This is a genomic window from [Roseibacterium] beibuensis (assembly GCF_039542305.1).
Taxonomy (GTDB): domain Bacteria; phylum Pseudomonadota; class Alphaproteobacteria; order Rhodobacterales; family Rhodobacteraceae; genus Roseibacterium; species Roseibacterium beibuensis.
In genome coordinates this window covers 265,105-287,224 of record NZ_BAABHW010000004.1, presented here as the reverse complement: position 1 = coordinate 287,224, position 22,120 = coordinate 265,105, and the positions used below count along the sequence as shown (strand labels likewise).

At 66.1% G+C, this 22,120-nt stretch carries 23 protein-coding genes; 11 read left to right on the top strand and 12 right to left on the bottom strand.

Translation table 11 applies throughout. The annotated features are described in order from the left end of the window. Positions 1-27 precede the first annotated feature (27 nt). Positions 28-993, bottom strand: a complete 966-nt coding sequence (gene ubiA, locus ABD923_RS14555) for a 4-hydroxybenzoate octaprenyltransferase (protein WP_259549355.1) — start codon at positions 991-993, stop codon at positions 28-30. A gap of 12 nt (positions 994-1,005) precedes the next feature. On the opposite strand from ubiA, the gene ABD923_RS14550 reads away from it, so the two are divergent. The 3 genes from ABD923_RS14550 to ABD923_RS14540 are packed head-to-tail and all read left to right on the top strand — an operon-like array spanning position 1,006 to position 3,679. Beyond that, entirely contained in the window at positions 1,006-1,734 is a 729-nt protein-coding gene (locus ABD923_RS14550; protein ID WP_259549357.1) for a 16S rRNA (uracil(1498)-N(3))-methyltransferase, read from the top strand. Next, positions 1,731-2,252, top strand: coding sequence for a hypothetical protein (locus tag ABD923_RS14545; RefSeq protein WP_259549358.1), 522 nt, complete (start codon positions 1,731-1,733; stop codon positions 2,250-2,252). Before ABD923_RS14550 ends, ABD923_RS14545 begins: the two co-directional genes overlap by 4 nt. A gap of 56 nt (positions 2,253-2,308) precedes the next feature. Further along, positions 2,309-3,679: a glutamate--cysteine ligase gene (locus ABD923_RS14540; protein ID WP_259549360.1), complete on the top strand. Its 1,371-nt coding sequence runs from the start codon at positions 2,309-2,311 to the stop codon at positions 3,677-3,679. On the opposite strand, the gene ABD923_RS14535 is transcribed toward ABD923_RS14540, so the two are convergent. From ABD923_RS14535 to ABD923_RS14495, 9 genes are all read right to left on the bottom strand, one after another. Beyond that, on the bottom strand, positions 3,680-4,372 hold the full coding sequence (locus tag ABD923_RS14535; protein ID WP_345229518.1) for a DUF805 domain-containing protein: 693 nt from the start codon (positions 4,370-4,372) through the stop codon (positions 3,680-3,682). Between the two features lie 175 nt (positions 4,373-4,547). Beyond that, a complete protein-coding gene (locus tag ABD923_RS14530; RefSeq protein WP_345229517.1) occupies positions 4,548-4,916 on the bottom strand; it encodes a DUF805 domain-containing protein in 369 nt (122 codons plus the stop codon). A 185-nt stretch (positions 4,917-5,101) separates the two neighbouring features. Then, positions 5,102-5,482 carry a DUF805 domain-containing protein gene (locus ABD923_RS14525; RefSeq protein WP_259549370.1) on the bottom strand — a complete coding sequence of 127 codons (381 nt, stop codon included), beginning with the start codon at positions 5,480-5,482 and terminating at the stop codon, positions 5,102-5,104. Between the two features lie 30 nt (positions 5,483-5,512). Then, positions 5,513-6,124, bottom strand: a complete 612-nt coding sequence (gene plsY / locus ABD923_RS14520) for a glycerol-3-phosphate 1-O-acyltransferase PlsY (RefSeq protein ID WP_259549843.1) — start codon at positions 6,122-6,124, stop codon at positions 5,513-5,515. Beyond that, entirely contained in the window at positions 6,124-7,401 is a 1,278-nt protein-coding gene (pyrC, locus tag ABD923_RS14515) for a dihydroorotase (protein ID WP_259549390.1), read from the bottom strand. The genes plsY and pyrC overlap by 1 nt, the downstream gene beginning before the upstream one ends. After that, positions 7,398-7,853 carry a hypothetical protein gene (locus ABD923_RS14510; RefSeq protein ID WP_259549392.1) on the bottom strand — a complete coding sequence of 152 codons (456 nt, stop codon included), beginning with the start codon at positions 7,851-7,853 and terminating at the stop codon, positions 7,398-7,400. Before ABD923_RS14510 ends, pyrC begins: the two co-directional genes overlap by 4 nt. Continuing rightward, a complete protein-coding gene (locus ABD923_RS14505) occupies positions 7,853-8,371 on the bottom strand; it encodes a nitroreductase family protein (RefSeq protein WP_259549394.1) in 519 nt (172 codons plus the stop codon). The genes ABD923_RS14510 and ABD923_RS14505 overlap by 1 nt, the downstream gene beginning before the upstream one ends. Then, the gene (locus ABD923_RS14500) at positions 8,368-9,324 is read right to left on the bottom strand and encodes an aspartate carbamoyltransferase catalytic subunit (RefSeq protein ID WP_259549395.1); all 957 of its coding nucleotides are present in this window, start codon (positions 9,322-9,324) and stop codon (positions 8,368-8,370) included. Before ABD923_RS14500 ends, ABD923_RS14505 begins: the two co-directional genes overlap by 4 nt. Positions 9,325-9,406: 82 nt before the next feature. Continuing rightward, positions 9,407-9,862, bottom strand: coding sequence for a hypothetical protein (locus ABD923_RS14495; RefSeq protein ID WP_259549396.1), 456 nt, complete (start codon positions 9,860-9,862; stop codon positions 9,407-9,409). A gap of 54 nt (positions 9,863-9,916) precedes the next feature. Here ABD923_RS14495 and ABD923_RS14490 point away from each other — a divergent pair, with 54 nt between their 5' ends. From ABD923_RS14490 to ABD923_RS14475, 4 genes are all read left to right on the top strand, one after another. After that, positions 9,917-10,735, top strand: coding sequence for a uracil-DNA glycosylase (locus ABD923_RS14490; protein WP_259549397.1), 819 nt, complete (start codon positions 9,917-9,919; stop codon positions 10,733-10,735). After that, entirely contained in the window at positions 10,735-11,277 is a 543-nt protein-coding gene (moaB, locus tag ABD923_RS14485; RefSeq protein WP_259549398.1) for a molybdenum cofactor biosynthesis protein B, read from the top strand. The genes ABD923_RS14490 and moaB overlap by 1 nt, the downstream gene beginning before the upstream one ends. A gap of 95 nt (positions 11,278-11,372) precedes the next feature. After that, positions 11,373-12,842, top strand: coding sequence for an efflux RND transporter periplasmic adaptor subunit (locus ABD923_RS14480; protein WP_259549399.1), 1,470 nt, complete (start codon positions 11,373-11,375; stop codon positions 12,840-12,842). A 3-nt stretch (positions 12,843-12,845) separates the two neighbouring features. Beyond that, complete coding sequence (locus tag ABD923_RS14475) at positions 12,846-16,502, top strand: efflux RND transporter permease subunit (RefSeq protein ID WP_259549401.1); 3,657 nt, start codon at positions 12,846-12,848, stop codon at positions 16,500-16,502. A 6-nt stretch (positions 16,503-16,508) separates the two neighbouring features. Here the strand turns inward: ABD923_RS14475 and ABD923_RS14470 are convergent, their stop codons facing one another. Beyond that, positions 16,509-17,336 (bottom strand): protein-disulfide reductase DsbD domain-containing protein, encoded by an 828-nt coding sequence (locus ABD923_RS14470; RefSeq protein ID WP_259549408.1) that lies wholly within the window; start codon positions 17,334-17,336, stop codon positions 16,509-16,511. A gap of 98 nt (positions 17,337-17,434) precedes the next feature. Between ABD923_RS14470 and ABD923_RS14465 the strand changes: the two genes are divergently transcribed. Next, positions 17,435-18,025 (top strand): YqgE/AlgH family protein, encoded by a 591-nt coding sequence (locus tag ABD923_RS14465; RefSeq protein ID WP_259549409.1) that lies wholly within the window; start codon positions 17,435-17,437, stop codon positions 18,023-18,025. 9 nt (positions 18,026-18,034) lie between these two features. On the opposite strand, the gene ABD923_RS14460 is transcribed toward ABD923_RS14465, so the two are convergent. Beyond that, entirely contained in the window at positions 18,035-18,994 is a 960-nt protein-coding gene (locus ABD923_RS14460) for an L-threonylcarbamoyladenylate synthase (protein WP_259549413.1), read from the bottom strand. A gap of 147 nt (positions 18,995-19,141) precedes the next feature. Here ABD923_RS14460 and ABD923_RS14455 point away from each other — a divergent pair, with 147 nt between their 5' ends. The 3 genes from ABD923_RS14455 (at position 19,142) to ABD923_RS14445 (ending at position 22,109) form a co-directional block, all read left to right on the top strand. Continuing rightward, positions 19,142-20,842 (top strand): acyl-CoA dehydrogenase family protein, encoded by a 1,701-nt coding sequence (locus tag ABD923_RS14455; RefSeq protein WP_259549414.1) that lies wholly within the window; start codon positions 19,142-19,144, stop codon positions 20,840-20,842. Beyond that, positions 20,839-21,864, top strand: coding sequence for an MBL fold metallo-hydrolase (locus ABD923_RS14450; protein WP_259549416.1), 1,026 nt, complete (start codon positions 20,839-20,841; stop codon positions 21,862-21,864). Before ABD923_RS14455 ends, ABD923_RS14450 begins: the two co-directional genes overlap by 4 nt. Positions 21,865-21,968: 104 nt before the next feature. Further along, the gene (locus ABD923_RS14445; RefSeq protein WP_259549418.1) at positions 21,969-22,109 is read left to right on the top strand and encodes an aa3-type cytochrome c oxidase subunit IV; all 141 of its coding nucleotides are present in this window, start codon (positions 21,969-21,971) and stop codon (positions 22,107-22,109) included. Positions 22,110-22,120 lie beyond the last annotated feature (11 nt).

The following is a 22,120-nucleotide window of genomic DNA, read 5'->3' as shown; positions in this document are numbered from 1 at the left end:
CCTACAGCCTGACGCGACCGTGTTCAATCAGACCAGCGCGGCCACGGCGAAAAACAGCGCAGGCAGCAGCCCCGCATCGCGGTTCGATCTGAACAGCATCAGGCAAGCCTCGCCATCGTCGATCTTGAGCCGCTGCAACTGCCACGCCATGTGCCAGCCCATCGCCCAGACGCCCGCCAGGGCGATGACGAGGGACAGGACGTTGCCCTGCGGCACGAGCGCGACCAGAACCGCCACCATCAACAGGGCGACCGACAGCGCGAGAAAGCCGCGCAACCATTGGCGTGTTTGGTCGCCGAACAGCCGCGCGGTCGATTTCACACCGATCAGCGCGTCGTCTTCCTTGTCCTGGTGGGCGTAGATCGTGTCGTAGAACAGCGTCCATGAAATGCCGCCGAGATACATCAGCACGGCGGGCCAGCCCAAGCTGCCGGTATGCGCGGTCCAAGCAAGCAGCGCGCCCCAGTTGAAGGCGAGGCCGAGGAACACCTGCGGCCACCACGTGAAGCGTTTGGCGAACGGGTAGATCGCCACCGGCAAGAGCGACAGCAAGCCCAGCAGGATCGCGTTCACGTTGAAGGTCACGAGGATCAGGAAAGCCAACAGCGATTGCGCCACCAGCCATGCAAGGGCGAGTTTCGGCGTCACCTGTCCCGATGGGATGGGCCGCGATTTCGTGCGCGCCACGGCGGCGTCGAAATCCCGGTCGGTGATATCGTTCCACGTGCAGCCCGCGCCGCGCATCAGGAAGGCCCCGATGCCGCAGCCCAAGACGATCCAAAGGTCGAACCAGTTCAGGCCCGCCGGATCGGCGGCGGCGGCCAGCATGACGCCCCACCAGCAGGGCAGCAGCAAAAGCCATGTGCCGATCGGACGGTCGGCGCGACTCAGCCGCAGGTAGGGACGTGTGGGCGCTGGCGCCCAATGGTCCACCCAGTTGCCCTTGACCGCATCGGCCACCTGGCCCTCTGGCGTTTCCGTCGCCTCGCTCATAACGTGCTTCCCATGTCGCGTCCCAAGATACGCCTCTTTGTAGATCACCCGCTTGGTCCGGGGCAAACGGTCCCCCTGTCGCGGGAGCAGGCAAATTACCTGTTCAACGTCATGCGCCTGTCGGTCGGGGCCGAGGTGGCGGTGTTCAACGGGTCCGAAGGAGAGTGGCGCGCCACTGTCATCGAGGCGGGCAAGCGCGCGGGCACCCTGGACTGCGTTGAGCAAATCGCGCCCCAGCAGAGGCCACCGGACCTTTGGCTGCTCTTCGCGCCGATCAAGAAGGCCCGCACCGATTTCATCGTGGAAAAAGCGGTCGAGCTTGGCGCGGCCCGGATTTGCCCGGTGCAAACCGATTTCACCAATGCCGAGCGGATTCGGCAGGACCGCCTTCAGGCCCACGCGGTCGAGGCGGCCGAGCAATGCCTCGGGACTTACGTCCCGCCTGTCGATGATCTTCGCAAGCTGTCCGATCTGCTGGCCGACTGGCCTGAGGATCGGCACCTGGTATTCGCCGATGAGTCGCTGCTCGGTGCCAGGGAATCCCTGGCCGCTGCGCCCGAGGCCGAGAAATGGGCAATCCTGATCGGCCCCGAAGGCGGGTTTTCACCACAGGAGCGCGAGCGGTTGCGCGCCTTGCCCTTCGTCACCCCGATCTCGCTGGGGCCGCGCATCCTGCGCGCCGATACGGCGGCGGTTGCGGCCTTGACCCTGTGGCAATCCGAGCGGGGCGATTGGCGATGAACGGATTTCTCCGCCCCGAGGCTGCGGCCACGCTGAAACGCTGGCGCGAGGTCATCGCGGCGCTTGCCGTGGCGCTTCTTGGCCTCTGGATCGCGCAGCAGCCGGGGCCGATCCTTGGCGGGTTCGGGCTTATCCTTGCTCTGCTTGCGGTCGCGGTGCTGATCCCGGCCATTCGCCGCGCGCGGTTTGCCGCCTCGGGCGAGGGGCCTGGCGTGGTGCAGGTCGATGAACGCCGCATCCTTTACATGGGGCCGCATCATGGCGGCTCGGTCGCATTGGATGAACTGGCGCTGATCTCCGCGCGGCGGACACCCGATGGCCAGCTGACCTGGGTTCTGGTGGAAGGCGGGCAGGTCCTGACCATTCCCGCCGATGCAAAGGGCGGCGAGGCGCTGTTCGACGCTTTCACAGCCTTGCCCGGCCTGTCGGCGCAACAGGTTCTGACGGCACGGGAAAATCCGCATCCCGGCACACATCGCCTGTGGCAGCGCACACAGTCTCCGGCCTTGACACGGTAGGCGCACCGCGCCACCTCTGCCATCCAATCGCGTGCAACAGGCCCGGAGCGCCCCAGATGTCCATTCCTCAATCCGGCGGCGGTCCGATCGAACGCCCAGAGCAACTGGCCGAGTATCTCGCCTCGGGCTGCAAGCCCAAGGAAGACTGGCGCATCGGCACCGAGCACGAGAAGTTCGGCTACACCAAGGATACGCATGCGCCGCTGCCCTATGACGGTCCGCGCTCGATCAAGGCAATGCTCGAAGGTCTGCGTGACCGCTTTGGCTGGTCCCCGATCCTTGAAGGCGACAACATCATCGGCTTGGAGCTGAACGGCGCGAATATCAGCCTGGAACCGGGCGGGCAGTTGGAACTGTCCGGCGCGCCGCTGGAAACCATCCACCAGACCTGCGACGAGGTGAACGAACACCTGCGCGAGGTGCGCGCGGTGGCCGACGATCTTGGCGTTGGGTTCATTGGCCTTGGGGCTGCGCCGATCTGGCGGCACGAGGACATGCCGATGATGCCCAAGGGGCGCTACCGGTTGATGACGGATTACATGGACCGGGTCGGCACGCTTGGCAAAACCATGATGTATCGGACCTGCACGGTGCAGGTGAACCTCGACTTCGCCTCGGAGGCGGACATGGTTCAAAAGCTGCGCGTGGCGCTGGCGCTGCAACCCGTGGCCACCGCGCTCTTTGCCAACTCGCCCTTCATCGACGGCGCGCCCAACGGGCACAAGTCATGGCGCAGCCGCGTCTGGCGCGACCTCGATGCCGACCGCACCGGCACGCTGCCCTTCGTGTTCGAGGATGGGTTCGGCTTCGAGGCCTGGGTCGATTACGCGCTCGATGTGCCGATGTATTTCGTCTACCGCGACGGGAAATACATCGACGCGCTCGGCCAATCCTTCCGCGACTTCCTGAAGGGTGAACTGCCTGCCCTGCCGGGGGAAATCCCGACCCTCTCAGACTGGGCCGATCACCTGACCACCATCTTCCCCGAGGCACGGATCAAGAAGTTCATCGAGATGCGCGGCGCCGATGGCGGCCCGTGGCGTCGCCTTTGCGCTTTGCCCGCGCTGTGGGTCGGCCTGACCTATGATCAGACCGCGCTGGATGCGGCGTGGGACCTAGTAAAAGACTGGGATGCCGAGACGCGCGAAGCGTTGCGCGTCGCGGCCTCGGTCGATGCGCTCGACGCGCAGGTTGGCACCATCAAGATGCACGATCTTGCGCGCGAGGTTCTCGCGATTGCCGAGGCGGGTCTGAAGGCCCGCGCCCGGCCCGGGGCTGGCGGGCTTGTCCCGGACGAGACGCATTTCCTTTCGGCGTTGAAGGACAGTATCGAGACCGGCCATGTCCCCGCCGATGAGCTTCTTGCGAAGTATCACGGCGAGTGGGCGGGCGATCTCGACCGGATTTACGACGAGTTCAGCTACTGATCAGCCGCTGCGCGCGGCCTTGTTCTGCTGGATCGCCGGCGCAACCCGCGTGCGGTAATACTCGGCGAAATCCGACTGATTCTTGGCTTGCACGGCCTCGCGGACGTCGTCTGGCAGTTGCCTGACGAACGCCGGATGGGCCGGCGGCGGGCGCTCGCGATCCGGTGCCGGGTCCGGCCCGAAGCGGTTGTTGCCATGCGTCCCGGGCAGGCACAGCACCACCAGGAACCAGACCGAGGCGATCAGCGGAACGGTCGCAATCATCAGGATGATCGGCATCGCGCTTTCGGGGCTTCCGAGGAACGGGATCAGGAACACCGCCCCGACAAGGGCAAGGATCGTCACCGCGGTCGGCATCAGGATGAACCAACCGCTGCGGTCGGTGTCATGCAGGCGGCGCACGGTTACGGAAAGCTGTGGCAGCCATCCCAGGACGATGTAACCGGCGTAGAAATAGCCGATGTAGTAGAGCAACTCGGTGTTGTTGTCGAAAAACGCCTTTGACGCGCTGGCATCTGTTACCCTGAGCAGAAGCTCGGGGTCACGGGCAAAAACGTAGCCAAGCCCGATCTGCGCTGCCGTTGCCGCGACGGCGAGGAACAGCGCGAACCACCAATATTCAGCGCGACGGGCACGGCCCGAGAAATTCAGGATGTTGAAATAGCAACTCGCGATTGCCTTCAGCGGACCCATGCGCGTCAGCCCCCTTCTCTGCAAATAACCAGATACGGTCCCGAGATGCCGGTCGAAGATGACCTTAGCGTGGCGCGCATTTGACCGAGCCCGGAATTTCGCAAGCGCCGGCATGAAAAAACCCGCCCGGACGGCGCCGGGCGGGATGAACTTGGAACCTGTCCGCCTGGTGCGATCAGGCGGCGGCCATCGTGCCTTCGCCGGCCAGCGGGTCGGGGCCGAAGCGGTTCGGGCCAACCGTGCCGCGCTGCACGAACCAGTAGATGTACAGGATCACACCGACGATCGGGATCAGAATGATGAAGATCCACCAACCCGACTTGTCGAGGTCATGCATGCGACGCACGCTGACGGCGATGCCGGGCAGGATCAGGCCGAGCATCCAGATGAGGGACAGCGCCGGAAAGCCCAGCACGGCTGTGTCGATCACGTTGGCCACCGCCGAGCCGATGATGTTGAACAGGTAGAACCACCAGAATTCGGACCGTTGCGCGCGTCCCGAGAAATCGACATACTTGCTCAGGCAAGTGCGGACTGCCGTCATGAAATCCATTTGCTGTCTCCAATGCATTACCGTGGTCGTTTGCTGGCCCGGTGGGCGGCAATGCCCTTTGGCCCGATGTCACGAGCGTGCGGGCAGCCGCCGCGGCTTGGCAACGGCAAAGTGACGTTAGGTAAGGAAATCCGCCGCGAGATCGCCTGTCTCGGCGTGGTTTCAAGCGGTTTGGGTCAGCGTCCGGCCAGTGGATCGGCTCCGTGCTGGTTCGGTCCGGCGGTGCCACGTTGCACGAAGAAGTAGAGCAGCACGAGGAAGCCCACGATCGGGATCAGCGCGATCAACAGCCACCAGCCAGAGCGGTCGGTGTCATGCAGGCGTCGCGCGCCGACGGCCAGACCGGGAAGCAGGATCGCGAGGCGGAACAGCGGTGCCAGAATGTCGACATCCTGTCCGCCCACCAAGGTGCCGAACAGGGCCCGGTCCACCATCTGCAAAACCGCCGATACGATGAGCGAGAAAAGGTAGAACCACCAGAATTCGGATCGCTGCGCGCGCCCCGAGAAGGTCGCGTATTTGCCAAGGACGGTTTTGACAGCCGTCATGAAGTCCATGGGGGCACCCTCCCTTTGCCGGGGCGGATGTCAGGCCGACTTCTTGCCGATCCGCGATTCCGTCCCGTTCAGCAGACGCGTGATGTTCTCGCGATGGCGGATCAGGATCAAGACGGCCAGCAGGATGCACAAGAGCACCAGTTCGGGCCGCCCGAGAAACAAGGCGGCAACCGGCGACAAAACGGCCGCGACCAGCGCCGACAGAGACGAATAGCGCGTCACGGCGGCCACGATCAGCCAGGTCGCGCAGGCTGCCAGCCCCACGGGCCAGGCCAATGCCAGCAGCGTGCCGATGAAGGTGGCAACCCCCTTGCCCCCCTTGAAGCCGAGAAAGATGGGAAAGCAATGGCCGAAAAAGGCCGCGAAACCGGCCAGTTGCGCCGCATCCTCGCCCACCAGCGCGCGAGTCAGCAGCACGGCGATGGCGCCTTTGCCCGCGTCCAGAACCAGCGTCAGGAAGGCGGCCAGCTTGTTGCCGGTCCGCAGGACATTGGTCGCACCGATATTGCCAGAGCCGATCTTGCGCAGGTCCCCCAACCCGAAGAGCCGCGCCATGACGATGCCAAACGGGACGGAGCCCAGAAGATAGGCCGCCACACCGGTGATGGCGAGCAACATGGCAGAGGTTTCGATGGCCGGGATCATACCGCGCCCTCCTCGGAAAAGACCGTCTCACCGCCGACCCATGTGTGGTGGACGCGCCCCTCCATGCGGGTCAGGTCGAAGGGTGTGTTTTTCGACTTCGACCGCAGGGTAGACCGGTCGAGGATGAAGGGCGCATCGGGGTCGAACAGCACGAGGTCGGCTGGCGCGCCCTTGGCCAAGCGCCCGCCGGGCAGGCCAAAGCGCCGCGCCGGGTTCAGGGACATCGCGCGGAACAGCTGCGGCAGGCTGAGCTGCCCGGCATGGTAGAGCCGCATCGCGGCGGGCAGCATCGTTTCCAGCCCAACGGCGCCCGAGGCCGCGGCCTCGAAGGGCAGGCGTTTCGACTCCTCGTCCTGCGGCGTGTGCATCGAACAGATGATGTCGATGGTCCCGTCGCCGACGGCCTCGACCATCGCCAAGCGGTCCTCCTCGGACCTGAGGGGCGGCTTCAGTTTGAAGAAGGTGCGGAAATCGCCAACGTCCAATTCGTTCAGCGTCAGGTGGTGGATCGAGACACCCGCCGTCACGTTCAGCCCGGACGCCTTGGCGCGCGCCAAGGCGGGCAGGGCGACCGCGGTCGAGATCTGGTCGGCGTGATAGGCCACACCCGTCATCTCGACCAGGGCGAGGTCACGCTCCAGCCCCATGCGTTCGGCCATGGGCGGGGTCGAGGGCAGGCCACGCAGCGCCGCGAACTTGCCGCCCGTCACCGCCGCGCCCCGGCTCAGGCCCGGGTCCTGGGGGTGCCCGACGATCAGCGCGCCAAGGCCGCGCGCATAGGTCATGCAGCGCGACAGCACGCGGGTTTCCTCGCAGACCGCGTCGCCATCGGAAAACGCGACCGCGCCCGCATCCATCAGGAACCCGATCTCGGTCATCTCGCGCCCCTCGCGGGCACGGGTCAGGGCCGCCATCGGGCGCACGCGGATGGGCGTGCGGTCATGCGCACGGCGCGTGACGAATTCCAGCACCTCGGGCGTGTCAATCGGCGTCAGCGTGTCGGGGCGTGTGACCATCGTCGTCACGCCACCGGCGGCTGCGGCGCGGCCCGCGCTGCGGAACCCCTCCTTGTGGCGCTCGCCGGGTTCACCGACCTTCACGCCCACATCCACGATGCCGGGGGCAAGGCACATCCCGTGGCAATCCATGCCACCCTCGGCCCCACCTTCGCCCACCGCTACGATCTCGCCGCCCGCGATTCGCAGCCAGCCGCGCGTGTCGGTCCCGGCCTCGGGGTCGATCAGCCGCGCATTCCGAAGCAATTGGTCTTTCATGCGCCCCTCCGCGCCCGCGCGCCGTCGATCTCGGCGATCACCTTGGCGGTGTCGGGCTGGTATTTCAGCAGGTACTTGTCGCCCGTTCCCGTGACCACCTGCACCGCCGAGAAAATGGAGCGCACGGCCGCGATCTCGCGCAGCCAGATCACGCGTGGCCCCGGCCCCAGAAGCCGGCGGTCGGTCAGGTCCCAGCGCATCTTGGTCTCGTCCGAGGCGAGGTAGAGGCCCCGCACCGCGATGGCCATCAGCCCACCGATCGCCCCGGTCCAGGCATGCGGATTGCCCATCGCCCAGAGGATGCCCATGCCCGCCGCCATGGCGATGGCCGCCAGCCAGGCATGTTCACGCCAATAGGTGCCCCGGTCGCCCTGGAACGAGGCGATCACGCGTTCACCGTCCTCCAACTCGGTGGTGGGGGTGAAATGCGTCCGGGTCGAGATCGGGTCCATCAGCCAAGCGCCCCGATCAGCAAGACCAGGCCTGCCAGCACCAGCGCCGTCAGCAGAAAGACGATGGCCCAACGCCGCGTCTTTTCCGGGCCGAGGTCCTCGGCTTGCGGGGTGGGCGCAGCCGAGGTCAGGTCGGCCTTGGGCAGGGATGCCTCGTGATCCGGCACGGCGATCTCCATCACGGCGATCTCGGTCAATTCGCTGCCAGGGTCCGGCTCTTCCTCCAGCGCGCGGCCCGGCAAGATCAGGACCGACCCGGACAAGGCATCGAGCCGCAGGGCCGTTTCCGCTCTAATCGCCTCGGCTGGGTCAAAGGCGCTCCGGATGTAATCGGACAGGCGCATGTCCCCGAGGTCTTCGATCGGGAACAGTTCAATCTCGCGATGATCGAGCACCTCGACGCCCAGCCAGTCGGTCAGCGGCGGCATCTCCGAGATCTCGCCGCGGGCCCGCGTCAGGTTCGTGTGGCGCGCCTTGCTGTCCACGTTCAGCGCGTAGATCCGGAGCTGCTCGCTCATACCATCACTCCCTCTTCTTTTCGCAGCGCGCGCAGGTTGCGCGCCAGAAGGTCCATCGCCGCCATGCGGACAGCGACGCCCATCTCGACTTGTTCCTGGATGACGGACCGGTTGATGTCGTCGGCCAGAAGGCCGTCGATTTCGACGCCGCGGTTCATCGGGCCCGGGTGCATCACGATGGCGTCGTCCTTGGCATAGGCCAGTTTCTCGGCGTCCAGTCCGAAGCGGTGGTAGTATTCCCGCTCCGACGGAATGAAAGCGCCGTCCATCCGCTCGCGCTGAAGACGCAGCATCATCACCACGTCGCAACCCTCCAGCCCCTCGCGCATGTCGTCATAGACCTCGACGCCCCACTCGCGCGCGGCCGAGGGCATCAGGGTCGCCGGGCCGACAAGGCGGATGCGGTTTTCCATCTTGCCGAGCAGGTGAATGTTCGAGCGCGCCACGCGCGAATGCGCAATGTCGCCGCAAATCGCGATGTTCAGCCGATGCAGGCGCCCCTTCTTGCGCCGGATGGTCAGCGCGTCGAGCAGGGCCTGTGTCGGGTGTTCGTGCCGTCCGTCGCCCGCGTTCAGGACCGCGCCGGTGACCTTCTGCGCCAACAGGCCGACCGCGCCGGAATGGGGGTGGCGCACCACCAGCAGGTCGGGATGCATCGCGTTCAGCGTCATGGCCGTGTCGATCAGGGTTTCCCCCTTTTTGATCGAACTGGCCTGCATCGCCATGTTCATTACGTCCGCGCCCAGACGCTTGCCCGCGATCTCGAAGCTGGCCTGCGTTCGCGTCGAGGCCTCGAAGAACATGTTGATCTGGGTCAGCCCTTCCAGCGCGCGGCCATGGGCACGGTCGGCCCGTTCGGCCTCGGCATAGCTGTCGGCCAGGTCAAGGATCGTCCGGATCTCGTCCGGGTGCAGGGGGGCGATCCCCAGAAGATGCTGCTGACGAAAACTCATGGGCCACCCCGTCTTGGCTAGGCCGCTTATATTCAGCCGTCCTGCCCGCGGGCAAGGACGGATACCCGTGCGCGGCCCGTGTTCAGATGCGGCGCACCCGCGCGGTGATCTCGGCGCCCTGCCTGTTGCGATGCCGCGTGCGGTACAGGATCCGCGCGACCCAGGTCATGAAGCCGGTGGCCCAGCTGCAATCGATCTCCAGCCGGTCTGTCCAGAGGCAACCGCCCCCCTTCAGCGGATCAACCGTCAGCGTGTGGTCCCATTTCCGGATCATCCAGCCTTCCTCGCGGCTTTGAACGCGGCGCTCTGCATGGTTCACCGTCTCGACATGGACCGTGTAATGCGGGTTGTGCATCACGCGCCAAACCAGCACGTCGATAACGTAGGTTTCGCCTTGAGCCATGTCGCCTTCGGGCATGTTGCGATAGATCGCGACGCCCCGGGTCGCTTCGGCCATTTCCGCAAAGCTCAAGGCGCGCGCAAACACCTGGTCGGCGTCGTGCGGATAACGGGCGGTCACGGTCAATTCACGCGGCATGGCGCAGTGGTGACAGGCCTTTCCACCGGCGTCCAGCCGCCTTAGCTTCGGCACATGGACGAGATGGGCTATCACGAGTCGCTGGCCCTGCTGGACTGGCAGGTTGAACTGGGCGCCGACGAGGCGATCCAGGATACGCCCGTCAACCGTTTCGAGATCCCGGCAGAGGCGCCGAAACCTGCCAAGCCGCAGCCCAGCCCCCTGCACAGTTCGCCCGCGCCGGCCCGTCCGATCGCGCCGGCCGAACCGGACCAGGCCGAGACGACGCGCATGGCGGTGGACCTGTCAAAGCAACTGGCCGCGCAGGCGCAGGACCTGACGGCGCTGCATGCCGCGCTTGCGGGGTTCGAGCTGTGCGAACTGAAACGCGGGGCGCGAAACCTTGTCTTCTGTGATGGTCGTCCGGAGGCCCGCGTCATGATCGTGGGCGAAGCGCCGGGGCGGGAGGAGGACCGGCAGGGCAAGCCTTTCGTCGGGCGCGCCGGGCAGCTTCTTGATCGCATGTTCGCGGCCATCGGCCTGTCCCGGCAAAGCGAGGAGGCGGCGACCGCGCTCTATATCACCAACATGCTGCCCTGGCGTCCGCCCCAGAACCGTGATCCTAAGCCCGACGAACTGGCCATGCTGCTGCCCTTCGTGCGGCGTCATATCGAACTGGCCGATCCCGAGATCGTCGTGCTGATGGGCAACTGGGCCTGCCAGGGCCTTTTGGGGCGGCGTGGCATCAAGCGGATGCGCGGACAGTGGGACGAGGTGCTTGGCCGTCCGGCCCTGCCGATGTTCCATCCCGCCTACCTGTTGCGGCAACCCTCTGAAAAGGCGTTGGCGTGGTCCGATCTTCTGTCTCTCCAGTCGCGTCTGAAAGGCACCTGATGTCCCGCATCGACGAAACCAAGGAATTCATCCCCCTGCGGATCGCCGTCCTGGCCGTGTCGGACACACGCACGCTGGCCGAGGACAAATCCGGCGATGTGCTGGTGCAGCGGCTGACCGATGCGGGCCACCTCCTGGCCGCGCGCATGATCCTCAAGGATGAGCGCGCGGCGATCGCCGACCAGTTGCGCGCCTGGTGCAACGACCCCGAGATCGACGTGATCCTGTCCACGGGCGGCACCGGCCTGACGGGGCGCGATGTCACGGTCGAGGCGCATCGCGATGTCTACGAAAAAGAGGTCGAGGCCTTCGCGACCGTCTTCACCATGGTCTCGATGCAGAAGATCGGCACGTCGGCCGTGCAGTCGCGCGCAACGGGGGGCGTGGCCAAGGGCACCTACCTTTTCGCGCTGCCGGGATCATCGGGCGCTTGCAAGGACGCTTGGGATGAAATCCTGCGGTTTCAGCTCGATTACCGGCACCGCCCCTGCAACTTCGTCGAGATTCTGCCCCGTCTCGACGAACACATGCGACGGAAATGACGCGCTGCATCGTGATAGGGTGGTGACTATGTCACTTGGACCGCATGCGGGGCAGGGCTATCTCCTGCTTCAACCAAAACGTGAAGGCTGTTCCAATGCGTTTCTTCCGCCGCGCTCTCGTGGGTCTGTTCCTGATGGCCGTGACAGTCGCGATCCTGGCCCTGGCCGGAAACTCCGTCTGGACGGCCATGCAGGATCGCATGGCGCAGGAAACCCGCACGCCGCCGGTTCGTGAACGCGTCTTTTCCGCCGAGGTGACGACCATCGCATTGGGCCGCGAAACGCCCGTGCTGACCGCCTTTGGCGAGGTTCGGTCGCGCCGGACCCTGGAACTGCGCGCGCCCGCCGAAGGCACCGTGATCGAACTGGCCGAGAATTTCGAGGATGGCGGCGCGGTCGAGGCCGGTCAGCTTTTGCTGCGGATCGACCCGGCCGAGGCGCAATCGGCGCGCGACACTGCCGCTGCCGATTTGCGAGATGCCGAAAACGAGTTGGCCGAGGCCACCCGCGCCCTCGACCTTGCGCGCGAAGATGTCGCCGCTGCGCAGCGGCAGGCCGAGTTGCGCGCCCGTGCTTTCGAACGTCAGCAGGATCTTCTGAGCCGCGGTGTCGGCTCTGCCGTTGCGGTTGAAGAGGCGGAACTGGCCGCCGCCACCGCCGATCAAGCTGTCCTGTCCCGTCGTCAGGCGCTTGCCACCGCCGAGGCGCGTGTCGCCAATGCCGAAACCGCCTTGGAGCGTCGTCGCATCGCTTTGGCCGATGCCGAACGCGTCCTGGCCCAGACCGAGTTGCGCGCAGAGTTTTCCGGGGTGCTGTCGGATGTGGCCGTCGTCGCGGGCCGCCTCGTCAGCCGCAACGAACAACTGGCCAGCCTGATCGACCCGGACGCGTTGGAAGTGTCCTTCCGTATTTCGACCGCGCAATACGCCAATCTCATCAGCGAGACCGGGGACCTGCCCAATGTGCCCGTGCGCGTGATCCTCGACGTGTTCGGCCTCGACCTGTCCGCCGAGGCGCGGCTGACGCGCGAATCCGGTGCGGTGGAAGAGGGGCAATCCGGCCGTCTTCTCTTTGCCCGGATCGAGGAGCCGCGCGGCCTGCGCGTGGGCGATTTCGTCCGTGTCGAGGTTGCCGAGCCGCCATTGGCCCAGGTGGCCCGCCTGCCCGCCACGGCGTACGGGTCGGATGGGCAGATCCTTGTGCTGGATGACGAGAATCGCCTCGAGGCGGTCGAGGTACGCCTGTTGCGCCGTCAGGGGGATGACGTGCTTGTCTCGCTGCCCCCAGCCTACGAAGGCCGGCAGGTCGTGGCCGCCCGCACGCCGGTTTTGGGCGAAGGCATCCGCATCAACCCCGTGGCGCCCGCCGGGGACGAGGCCGATGCCGCTGCCCCCGAGCCCGAGACCATCGCCCTCGACCCCGAACGCCGCGCGCGCCTGATCGCCTTTGTCGAAGCCAACAGCTTCATTCCCGCCGATGTGCGCGAGCGGATGCTGAACCAGTTGAACCAGGACGAGGTGCCCGCGCGCATGGTCGCACGCCTCGAAGAACGGATGGGAAGCTGACCGATGCGCCAACTTCCCCCCAGGGCCTCGGGCATTCTCAGTTATTTCACGCGCCATCGGACGGCGGCGAACCTTCTTCTTGTTCTCTTGCTGGTCGCAGGCCTTGCCGCCATCCCGCAGATGCGCGCGCAATTCTTTCCGGACATTGTCTCGGACGAAATCGACATCGTCGTGATCTGGGATGGTGCCGGTGCCGAGGACGTGGACGCGGGGATCGTCGCGGTTCTGGAACCCGTTCTGCTTGCCGTGCCCGGCGTCGTCGGATCGGAGTCGCGGTCGTCGGAAGGGCGTGCCTCGATGGCGTTGGAGTTCGAACCCGGCTGGGACATGTCCCGCGCCGCCGACGAGCTTCAGGCCGCCCTCGACGGGATCACCGATCTGCCGGACGATGCGGACGAGCCGGACCTGCGCCGTGGGCAGTGGTGGGACCGTGTGACCGATGTCGTCATCACCGGCCCCGTCGCGCCCGAGCAGTTGGGCCGCTTTGCCGATGAATTCGTGGTCCGCCTGTTCGACGTTGGCGTGACGGCCACGACCATCCGGGGCGTCGCCGCGCCCGAGACGGTGGTCGAGGTGCCGTCCTCCTCCCTCATCCAGTACGACATTTCGATGTCCGAGATTGCGACCGTGATCGCCGCCGCCGCCGACACCTCGCCCGCGGGCGATGTGGATGCGGCCAACGCGCGTATTCGCACCGGCACGGCCTCTCGCACGGCTGAGCAGATCGCCAACCTGACCTTGCGGATCAACGACGATGGGTCGTCTTTGACCATTGGGGATGTGACCCGGATCGAGGTGGGCGGTGTGAACCGCGAACGGGCCTATTTCGTCGGGGACAACCCGGCAATTTCAATTCGCGTGGACCGCTCCGAGGACGGCGATGCGATTGCCATCCAGCACCTTGTCGAAGAGGTCGCGGCAGAGCTTGAGGCGACGCTGCCCGCGGGCACCGAGATCGACCTGATCCGCACACGGGCCGAGGCGATCTCGGGTCGCCTCAACACGCTTCTCGACAATGCGGGCACCGGCCTTGCGCTGGTCGTGGGGCTTTTGTTCCTGTTTCTGAATACCCGGACCGCCCTGTGGGTGGCCGCCGGTATCCCGGTGGCCCTGACGGCGGCGATCGCCCTGATGTGGGTGGCGGGCCTGACGATCAACATGATCTCGCTTTTCGCGCTGATCATCACCCTGGGCATCGTCGTGGATGACGCCATCGTCGTGGGCGAGCACGCCGATTACCGCAGGCGAACGCTTGGCGAAGACCCGGTCACCGCGGCTGAAAACGCGGCGCGGCGCATGGCTGCGCCGGTCTTTTCCGCGACCGTGACCACCGTTCTGGCCTTTGCGGCGCTCACCGCCATTGGTGGCCGTTTCGGCGACATGATCGCGGATATTCCCTTCACGGTGATCGTTGTCCTGATCGCCAGTTTGGTCGAATGCTTCCTGATCCTGCCGAACCATATGTCCCACGCCCTCAAGGAACGGCAGGTCACCGGATTTTCGCGGTTCCGCGTGGGCATGGCAGCTTTGGCGCTGACCCTGACGAGCATGGTACTGACCGGATTCGTCCTGTTGGTCGGCACGATGGTGCTGGCCCGGTTCGGCGTGCTGGAGACCGCCGCATCCGGCCTGCCTGCCGGGATTGGCGCAGGGTTCTTCGGGCTTGCTGCCGCGCTTGGGTTCATCCTGCTGTGGGGGGGCTTCGCGCTCTTGCCCAAGGCCCGCAAGCAGCGCGCGATCATTGCCATGTCGCAAAATGGCATCGACAGCGTCAGCCGGATGATCAACACGGGGTTCGAGTGGCTGCGCGAAACGCTTTTCCGCCCGCTGATGCGTTTCGTCGTCTGGGCGCGTTACCCGATTCTGGCGGCGACCTTCCTCGTCCTTGCGACGCAGGTGGGGCACTTTCTGCGCGGTGACGTGACCTGGCGGTTCTTCAACGCGCCGGAACTGTCGTCCGTTTCCGGCAATTTCGCCATGCTCGATGGTGCGACGCGCGAAGACAGCATGGCCATGATGCGCGAGATGCAGCGCGCGACCGAGGCCGTGGCCGCCCGCTACGAAGAAGAATACGGGCGCAACCCGCTGCTTTACGTCCTGTCCGAGGTGGGCGGGAATACCGGCGGTGGCCTTTCGGGGGTCGAGAACAAGGATACCGATCTTCTCGGCTCCATCGCGATCGAGTTGATCGATGCCGATTTCCGCCCTTACTCCGCCTTCCAGTTTGTCGCCGACCTGCAGGACGAGGTGCGCCAACTGCCCCAGACCGAAACCGTCAGTTTCCGGGGTTGGCGCGGCGGTCCGGGGGGCGATGCCATCGACGTGCAGATCTTTGGGGCCGACACCGCCACGCTGAAACAGGCGGCCGAGGCGGTGCAGGCACGGCTGGTGATCTATCCCGAGGTCTCGGCACTGGAGGACTCGATGGCCTATGACCGCGAGGAACTGAGCCTCGAACTGACCCCGCAGGGTGAGGCGCTTGGCTTCGAGATCGGCGAATTGGGTCGCGTCATGCGCAATCGCCTCGGCGGGATCGAGGCGGCGACCTATCCCGATGGGCCGCGCACCGCCGCGATCCGCGTGGAATTGCCCGAGGGCGAGTTGACGGCCGATTTCCTCGACCGCGTCCTGTTGCGCGCTGCGTCGGGGCAATACGTGCCACTGGCCGATATCGTGACGGTTACCGCGCGGCAGGGCTTTTCGACCATCCAGCGGGAAAACGGCATCCGCCTGATCTCGGTCACCGGCGATCTGTCCGAGGATGACCCGGCGCGCGCCGAAGAAATCATGGACGAGTTGGAAAATGTCATCATTCCCGAGGTCGAGGAAAATTACGGCGTGTCCACGCAACTGTCCGGCCTGGCCGAGCAGGAACGTGATTTCCTTGGCGATGCTCTGACGGGCTTCATCCTGTGTCTCGTGGGGATTTACCTTGTCTTGGCCTGGATCTTTGCAAGCTGGACGCGACCGCTTGTCGTCATGGCGATCATTCCCTTCGGCCTTGTCGGGACGATCTATGGCCATCTGGACTGGGATGTGCCGCTGAGCATGTTCACCGTGGTGGGCCTGATTGGCATGACGGGGATCATCATCAACGACTCGATCGTGCTGGTGACGACGGTCGACGAATACGCTCAGGAGCGGGGCCTGATCCCGGCGATCATCGACGGTGCCTGCGACCGTTTGCGGCCCGTGATGCTGACCACCCTGACCACCGTTCTGGGCTTGGCGCCGCTGCTTTACGAAACGTCGCGGGACGCGCAGTTCCTCAAGCCCACGGTCATCACGCTGGTCTATGGCCTCAGCTTCGGGATGGTGATCGTGCTGCTGGTCGTGCCTGCCATCCTTGCCATGCAGCAGGACGTGGGCAAACAGGTCACCGCCCTGCGCCGGGCCTTGGGGGCGGGGTCGCGCCGACCTGTGCTGGCCCTGTCCACGGCGGCGCTGGCTGCGACGATGCTGGGCTGGTTTGCGGCGACGATGGGGGCGGCACTGGTCACAGGCAGCATGGCTGGACCGCTGGCCGGTCTGGCCGCCGAGGGGGCTTTGATGATGCCGTTGGCGGTCTTCCTTGGCGGTGTGGCGCTGCTTTGCCTTCTGGCGTGGATCGGCGCGGCGATTGCGCACAGGCTCGCCACGCGCAAACCGGTATCTGCCTGAAGGGGCTTAGCCGGTGCAGCCGCCCAGATCGACCGCCATGCGGCTGCCGATCACCGTGATCCTCAGGTCCGAGCGGTTCAGCGCGAAGGGTCCGTGATCGGGGGGCACGATGTCCGCCACGCCCGTGACGGTCCCGCCGTCGCGTTGCGTGGCGGCCTCGGACACCCAGATGGACCTGTCCGCGTGTTCCACGACGATCGTCTCGTCATTGCCGGTGGCTTGCAGCGGGGCGGTCACCGTCACGCGCAGCCCGTCCGAGATCGGCACCACATCACAGCGCACCGCGCCCGCGCCAGCCTCGCCAGCGGTGAGCGGACGGTCGGACAGGGCCGCGCCGATCATCGGGTCGCGCGCGGTGTCGGCATCGAACTGGCCCGCGATCTCCAAGGACACGGGCATGCACACGTCGAGGCAGACCCCGAAGTCCAGCCGCCCTTCGATCCGGTGCGGCCCGTCACCCGTGATCGCGAATTCGACTGGCAAGACGACGTCATCGCGATAGCCGATCGACCGGATGCCGTTGGAAAAAAACACCTCGGGGCGCGGCCAGTGAATCGCCATGCCGGTGATCCCGTTCGCCTCGGTCAGGCGCAATTCGGTCGGCACGCCGCCTTCGCCCGGTGCGCGCCAGTAGGTCTTCCATCCGGGCGCGAGGTCGATGCGAATGCCGGCCATGTGACGACCGCCGTCCATCCGCCACCCCTCCAGCAGCGTGACCTGCACCACGTCATCCGCGGATCGGCCAAGAAATTCGGCGCCGGCAGGCCGGGGCGCAAGCGTGGCACCGGCCAGAACGGCGACCAAGGCAAGAAGGGGGGCGACGCATCTTTTCATGACACCTGAGCTAGGGAGTTGCGCCTGGAATGGAAAGTCACGTTTTGGCGAAGGCCTCGGCGCTTGAATGGAATCTGCAACACCCCCATCCTCTGCTCATGGAACCTTTGAACACGCCCGCCCTCGTTCCCGAGGATCTGACCGGCAAGGTCCTGATCGCCATGCCCGGCATGGGTGACCCGCGGTTCGCGGGCAGCGTCGTCTTCATGTGCAGCCATTCCCCAGAGGGGGCGATGGGCCTGATCGTCAACAAGCGCATGGCCGAGGTGACCTTTGCCGAGATGCTCGAACAGCTCGAGATCGTTCCGCCGGGCGGGGCGCCCGATATGCCGGTCTGTTTCGGTGGCCCGGTCGAGATGCGGCGCGGGTTCGTCCTGCACACCTCCGATTATCATTCGGCCAAGAACGAAAGCCTGGTCGTGGATCACCGCTTCGCCATGACGGCGACGCTCGATATCCTCGAAGACATCGCGCATCGGCGCGGCCCGCTCAAGGCGCTCATGGCCTTGGGATATTCCGGCTGGGGGCCGGGCCAATTGGAAGCCGAGATCGGCGATAACGGCTGGTTGACGGCCGAGGCGACGCCCGAGCTGATATTCTCCACGGCAATCGACCGCAAATGGGAGGCCGCGTTGCAAAGCCTCGGGGTCCATCCGCTGATGCTGTCCTCCGAGGCCGGTCACGCCTGACCTGTCGTGCTAGTCCCGTGGCGCTGCCGCGCGGCGCAGACGGTCATTGATCGCACGCCCCAGCCCTTCGTCCGGCACATCGGCGACACGGATCGCCCCGGCCCCGCGCGCCGCAGCAAGCGCATCCGCCTCGTGCAGGATGTCGAAAAGCCGCGCCGCCGCTTCGACGAGGTCGCCCGTTTCCGACAGGTTCAGATCGGCCGTGCCGGGGCCGAAGCCGATGCCGACCTCTTCGGCCTCGGCGTTGCCCCCCAACCTGACCGGAACGCCCGGCGCGTAATGGCTCGACAACTGGCCCGGGGCCTCGACCTTGCCGGGCGTGACATCCTCGGTCACCGGTCCCGCGACGGCCTCCACGTTCTCGCGGGTCAAGCCGCCTTCGCGCAGCAGGCGCAGGCCGGTCTCGCCGGGGGCGAGGATGGTCGATTCCACCCCGACGGCGCAGGGTCCGGCATCCAGCACCGCGTCGACCCGGTGGCCCAGCCCCGCGATCACATGCTCGGCCCGGGTTGCGCTGATCCGCCCCGAGGGATTGGCCGAGGGCGCGGCCACCGGCCCGCCAAAGGCCTCAAGAACCGCACGCATCGCTGGATGCGCGGGCAGGCGCAGCGCCACTGTGGGCAATCCCGCCGTCACAAGGGGGGACAGGCCCGCCCCTTCCCGCAGCGGCAGGACCAGCGTCATCGGCCCCGGCCAGAACGCGGCCGCAAGGTCCCGCGCGGCGCCCGGCAACTCGGCGATCTCTTCGACGGCCGCCAAATCCGGCAGATGCACGATCAGCGGGTTGAAACTGGGCCGGCCCTTCGCCTCGTAGATCCGCGCCACCGCACGGTCGTTCCGTGCATCTGCGGCGAGGCCATAGACCGTCTCGGTCGGCAAGGCGACCAGCCCGCCCTCGCCCAAAAGGCGCGCGGCCTCGGCGATGCCAGGCTCGTCAGGCTCCAATCTTGTGGGGGTCTTGGCGCTCATCCGTGACGTAACGTATTGGTTGAAAGGGTGGTCTTGCGCCCCCTACCTCGAGCCAAGGGACGGGGGCAGATAGCGCGAAACAGACGCCTCTGCAAAGGCTGCCCGCGTCCGAATGACCGATGACTTCGTGAGGGAGGATCACGAACCATGCCTTATCGCGCCCCTGTGCCCGAAATCACATTCTGCCTCGATCACGTGGTCGGCTATTCCCGCGTGACCGAGACCGAGCGCTTTGCCGATGCCACGCCCGAGACCGTCTCGGCCCTGCTGACCGAGGCCGGCCGCATCTGCGAAGAGGTTCTTGCGCCCCTCAACCGCGCCGGCGATCTGCACCCCGCCAAGCTGGAAAACGGCGTCGTGCGCACGTCGCCCGGTTTTGCCGACGGCTACCGCGCCATTGCCGAGGCAGGGTTTGCCGCGATCACCGCTGACCCGGCCTATGGCGGCCTTGGCCTGCCGCAGACGGTGGCGACAGCGGTGAACGAGATGATGGGCTCGGCCTGCCTGTCGCTGGAACTGAACCCCCTCATGACCCAAGGCCAGATCGAGGCGCTGGAACATCACGCCAGCGACGAGATCAAGGCGCTCTACCTGCCCAAGCTGACCTCGGGCGAATGGTGCGGCACCATGAACCTGACCGAGCCGCAGGCCGGGTCCGACGTGGGGGCGCTCAAGACCAAGGCGGAGCCTAACGGCGACGGCACCTACGCGATCACCGGGCAGAAGATCTACATCTCCTGGGGTGACAACGATTTCACCGAGAATGTCTGCCACCTCGTCCTTGCACGCCTGCCCGATGGCAAGCCGGGCACAAAGGGCATCAGCCTGTTCCTTGTGCCCAAGCGCATCCCCGAGGCCGATGGCACCCCCGGCGTGGCCAATTCGCTGAAGGTGGTCGGCCTCGAACACAAGCTGGGCCTGCATGGCAGCCCGACCTGCGTCATGCAGTATGACGGCGCGACCGGCTGGCTGGTCGGTGAGCCGCATGGCGGGATCGCGGCCATGTTCACCATGATGAACAACGCGCGGCTTGGTGTGGGGGTCCACGGCCTCTCGATTGCCGAAGCCGCGACCCAGCACGCGCTGGCCTATGCTGCCGACCGCGTGCAGGGGCGTTCGCCCATCGAGAACGGCACCGGCACCATCCTCGACCACGCCGATGTGCGGCGGATGCTGACGGGGATGAAGGCCGAGACCTTCGCCGTGCGCGCCCTGGCGCTTGACCTTGCGGTTTCCATCGACCTTGCAAATGCCACCGGCGACACGGCCATGGCCGCCCGCGCCGCGTTCCTGACGCCGATCTGCAAGGCCTATGGCACCGACACGGGCATTTCCGTTGCCGATACCGGCATCCAGGTGCATGGCGGCATGGGCTTCATCGAGGAGACGGGCGCGGCGCAATTCTACCGCGACGGACGCGTGGCCGCGATCTACGAGGGGACCAACGGCATCCAGGCCATGGACCTGACGGGCCGCAAGATGATGGATGGCGGGGCTGCTGCCTTTGCCGTGATCGACGAAATCGAGGCCGAGGCGAAAGCCGCCGGCGCGCGCGGAGAGCTCCTCGCCGCCACCGCCGCTGAGCTCCTCGCCGCGACGGAGCGCATGGTTGCGCTCGACCTCAACGACAGGTTCGCGGGTGCCGTGGCCTATCAGCATGCCTTCGCCCTGACCCTGGGCGGCCTTTACCACCTGCGCGCGGCGCTGGCCGAGGGGGAGGGGCCCCGCACGCGGCTGGCCCAAAGCTTCATGGCGCGCCAGATGGCCGCCGTTCCGGGCCTTTTGGCCGAGGCAGGGCTGGGGGCCGCAGACCTTTATGCCCTGTCGGCAGAAGATCTCGTCGCGTGATCCGGTACCCGCAGGACACCCCGCCCGAACCGGGCGAGGCGATCGAACTGGCCGAGGGGGTTCTCTGGCTGCGCATTCCGCTGCCGATGGCCCTCGACCACGTCAACGTCTTCGCCTTCCGCGAGGACGGGGGCTGGGCCATCGTCGATACCGGGTTGAACACGCGGAAAACCCGCGACGGGTGGCAGGCGGCGCTGTCCGGCCCGCTCAGGGGCGCGCCGATCACCCGTGTCCTCGTGACCCATCACCACCCCGACCACGTGGGCCTTGCCGGCTGGTTCCAGGAGCAAGGGGCGGAGCTTTTGACCACGCGCACCGCGTGGCTGTTTGCCCGGATGCTGACGCTTGACGAACAGGACCGCGCGACGCCGGAACAGATCGCGTTCTGGCAAGGTGCCGGGATGGATGCACAGATCCTGGAACAGCGGCGCAATGAACGCCCCTTCAATTTCGCCGATGTGGTCTACCCGATGCCGCTCGGCTTCACTCAATTGCGCGAGGGGGACACCCTCGCCTTCGGCGGGCGTGACTGGATCATCCGCTTCGGTCAGGGCCATGCGCCCGATCACGCCACGCTCTGGTCTACCGATGGGACGCTGGTGATCGGCGGCGATCAGCTTTTGCCGTCCATCTCGCCCAATCTCGGCGTCTACGCGACAGAGCCCGAGGCCGACCCGGTGGGCGACTGGATGGCCGCGTGCCAGGCACTGGCCCCCCACGCGACCGACGATCAACTGGTGTTGCCGGGCCACAAGCTGCCCTTCACCGGCCTTCCCGACCGGATGCGGCAGTTGATCGACAATCACCACGGGGCGCTGTCCCGCCTGCGCGACCATCTGGCCGAGGCACCGCGCACGGCGGCCGAGTGTTTCCCGCCGCTTTTCAAACGCAAGATCGACGCGGGCACCTACGGCCTCGCGCTGGTCGAGGCTGTGGGCCATCTCAATCACCTTTATGCGCAGGGCGAGCTGCGCCGCGAGCGCCGCGCAGACGGGGCGTGGCTTTGGCACCTCACATCCTGATGCAAGGCACCCCACCACGGGCGCATCAGGGCTGACAGGCCTGCTCGAATCCGGTAATCCGAACCACAAGCGCAACAGGATCCCGCCCTTGGGAGGAGAAAGATATGGCTGACAACGACTACAAGCGCGGTGAGATGGACATCACCGAAAAGGAAAAGACTTTCGCCGGTTTCATGAAAATGTCGGTGAACATCGCTATCGTGGCGATACTCATCGTCCTGTTTCTGGCGATTTTCGCCCGCTGATCCGAGAGAAG